A 3,334-nucleotide genomic window follows, 5' to 3' on the forward strand; every position below is an offset into this window, starting at 1 on the left:
GCGCGGCGACCTGTTGATGAGCGGCGACATCGTCTCGACGCTGGATGACGGCGAAATCGCGGTGGTCGACCGCAAGAAGGCGATCATCATCACCTCGGGCGGCAAGAACATCGCCCCCTCCGAGATCGAGAACGCGCTCAAGGACAGCCCCTACATCAAGGAAGTCATCGTCACCGGCGACGGCCGCAAGTTCCTCGGCGCGCTGATCCAGATCGACTTCGACAACGTCGGCCTCTGGGCCTCGGACCGCGACCTTGCCTATACCACCTACAAGTCGCTGACCCAGCTGCCCGAGGTGCGCGAGCTGGTGCAGGGCATCGTCGACGAGGTGAACCCGCGTTTCGCCCGCGTCGAGAACATCCGCAAGTTCGTGATCCTGGAAAAGGAACTCGACCACGACGATGGCGAGCTGACGGCGACCCAGAAGGTCCGCCGCTCGATCATCGACACCAAATTCGAGCGCGAGCTGGAGATGATCTACGGGGCCGGCGCATGACCTATTTCCTCGAACTGCTGTCCTCGGGCCTGGCCGTCGGCGCCGTCTACGGGCTGATCGCGATGAGCTTCGCGATCATCTACAAGTCGACCGGCCTGCTGAACTTCGCCCAGGGCGAGATGGCGATGATCATCGCCTATGTCGCCTGGTCGATCTCCACCTCGGTCGACGGCAATCCCTTCATCGTCGCCGTCGGCGCCATCGGCTTCGCCATCCTCTTCGCCCTGGCGGTCGAACGGATCGCGATCCGCCCGATGATGGGCGAGTCGATCCTGGCGCAGATCATGGTGACGATCGGCCTCTCGGTGATCTTCCGCTCGGGCGTGATCCTGCTGTGGGATGGGCTGCCGCACAACATGGACATCGCCGCCGGCAACGCGCTGGTCGATTTCGGCGGCATCCGGGTGCGCGTCGCGCAGGTCGCGGTGCTGCTCCTGCTCGTCGCCGCCGTGGTCGGGATGTGGGCCTACTTCCGCTGGTCCCGCTTCGGAATCGCCATGCGCGCCGTCGCCTCGGACGATGCGACCGCCCAGTTGATGGGGGTCAACACCGGCCGCGTGCAGATGGCCGCCTGGGGCGCCGCCGCGGTCATGTCGGGCACCGCCGGGGTGCTCTTCGCCATCGCCTATGAACTCTCGCCCAGCCTCTACGCCCTCGGCCTCAAGGCCTTCCCGGCGACGATCCTGGGCGGGCTCGACTCGATCATCGGCTCGGCCTTCGGCGGGCTCATCATCGGCGTCACCGAGAACCTGGTCGGCGGCTACCTCAGCTCCAGCCTCAAGGAAGTCGCGGGCTTCGTGATCATCATCCTGATCCTGATGCTCCGCCCCTACGGGCTGTTCGGCGAAAAACGGATCGAGAGGCTCTGATGCGCAGCGGTTATTACAAGGAAACCATCGTCCAGCACATCAACCTGACCGATTCCGGCCTGCAACGCGCCTGGATCGCCATCGGCCTGGCCCTCGCCCTCGCCGCGCCCTTCGTGCTCGGCTATTACGGCCTGTCCATCGTCACCCTCATGGCGATCACCGCCATCGGCGCGATGGGGCTGAACATCCTCACCGGCTGGACCGGGCTGATCTCGCTCGGGCAGACCGCCTTCATGGTGCTGGGCGCCTATGCCTATGCCATCGCCACCGAAAGCTGGGGCTGGCCGCCGCTCGCCGGTTTCGCGCTGGCCGGCGTCGTGCCGGCGCTGGCAAGTGTGCTGGTCGGCGTGCCCTCGCTGCGCCTCACCGGGCTCTACCTCGCCATCACCACGCTGGCCTCGGCCTTCATCGTCAACCACATGGTGCTCGAATTCGACGGGCTGACCAACGGTTCCTCCGGGATCTTCGTCAACCGGCCGAAGATCCTCGGCTATGCTTTCGACAGCGACACCAGCTTCTACTATCTCTGCGTCGGCGCCGGCATCCTGACGATCCTCGCCTGCCTGAACCTGCGCCGCTCGCGCATCGGCCGCGCCTTCATCGCCATCCGCGACAATGACAACGCCGCCCGGGTCATGGGCATCGACCTGCGCGCCTACAAGCTCTACGCCTTCATGGCCAGCTCGTTCATCGTCGGCCTGTCGGGCGCGCTCTACGGCATCTTCCTCAGCTTCGTCACCGTCGACGGCTTCCCCTTCCTCCTCGCCATCGAGGCACTGGCGATCCTGATCGTCGGCGGCATGGGGTCCATCGCCGGGGCCATCCTCGGCTCGATCTTCCTGGTCGGCCTGCCCGAGGTCACCTCCTTCGTGTTCTCGCTGCTGGGCGAACGGGCACAGGACGTCCTGTCCACCAGCGCGCACGAGATCAAGGGCCTGCTCTACGGCCTCGTCATCATTCTCTTCCTGAGGCTCAAGCCGCACGGGCTGATGGGTCTCTGGCAGGACGCCAGACGCGCCTGGACGCTCTGGCCTCTTCGGTACTGACAGCATCAATCATGGGAGGAAAGACATGAGACTCTTGAAGGGACTTGCGGCCGCCGCGCTGCTTGCCGTCCCGGCCGGAACGGCCACGGCAGAGCAGGGCGTCACCGATACCGAAATCCTGCTGGGCGAGGTCGAGCCGCTGACCGGCCCGCCGGGCCTGCTGGGCATCGCCCACAACATCGGCGTCAAGCTCGCCATGGCCGAGGTCAATGCCGAGGGCGGCATCGGCGGGCGGCAGCTGCGGCTGATCGCCGAGGACGACGGCTACGTGACCTCGCGCACCATCCAGTCGCTCAAGAAGCTGATCGGCTCGGACAAGGTCTTCGCGCTGACCTCGCTCTCCGGCTCGGGCCAGGCGCTGGCCTCGCTGCCCATCGTCAAGGCGGCGGGCATTCCCGCCATGGTGCCGATCGGCCCCCTGCCCCCGCTCTACGAGCCGCCGAACGACAATATCTTCGTGGTCGGCCAGTCCTATACCGAGGGCATGCACCAGCTCGCGCTCTATCTCGCCAAGACCTATCCCGGCAAGAAATGGGGCATCATCCTGCAGGATGACGACTACGGCAAGGCGCTCGGCCAGGGCATCGAGCAGGCCAAGGCCGAGGCCGAGATCAACGTCGCCTACGAGACGACCTATGCCCGCGGGCAGAAGGACTTCGCCTCGGAAATGCTGCGGGTCAAGGATGCCGGCGTCGAGGTGCTGATCGCCGGCGGCATCATCTCCGAGAACATCGCCATGGTGAAAGAAGCCGAGAAGCTGGGCATCGCCCCGGTGATCGCCACCTTCTGGCCCGGCCGCGTGCCCGAGGTGCTCAAGGCCATCGGCCCGGCCTCGAACGGCATCTACTCGGTCGACTACGTCGCACCGCTGCAATCGGACGCCGGCAAGGCCTTTGTCGAACTGGCGAAAAAGTATCTTTCCG

At 65.7% G+C, this 3,334-nt stretch carries 3 protein-coding genes and 1 pseudogene; all 4 read left to right on the forward strand.

The features are described 5' to 3' along the window. A pseudogene (locus IE266_RS26615) lies at window positions 1-496 on the forward strand (long-chain fatty acid--CoA ligase); the annotation flags it as partial. Beyond that, window positions 493-1,365: a branched-chain amino acid ABC transporter permease gene (locus tag IE266_RS26620; RefSeq protein ID WP_189683164.1), complete on the forward strand. Its 873-nt coding sequence runs from the start codon at window positions 493-495 to the stop codon at window positions 1,363-1,365. The pseudogene IE266_RS26615 and the gene IE266_RS26620, both read left to right, overlap by 4 nt. Then, complete coding sequence (locus IE266_RS26625) at window positions 1,365-2,411, forward strand: branched-chain amino acid ABC transporter permease (RefSeq protein WP_189683165.1); 1,047 nt, start codon at window positions 1,365-1,367, stop codon at window positions 2,409-2,411. Before IE266_RS26620 ends, IE266_RS26625 begins: the two co-directional genes overlap by 1 nt. A gap of 25 nt (window positions 2,412-2,436) precedes the next feature. Beyond that, on the forward strand, window positions 2,437-3,334 hold an 898-nt coding region (locus IE266_RS26630), incomplete at its 3' end, for an ABC transporter substrate-binding protein (protein WP_189683166.1).

It is taken from the genome of Seohaeicola zhoushanensis, assembly GCF_014656415.1.
GTDB lineage: Bacteria > Pseudomonadota > Alphaproteobacteria > Rhodobacterales > Rhodobacteraceae > Seohaeicola_A > Seohaeicola_A zhoushanensis.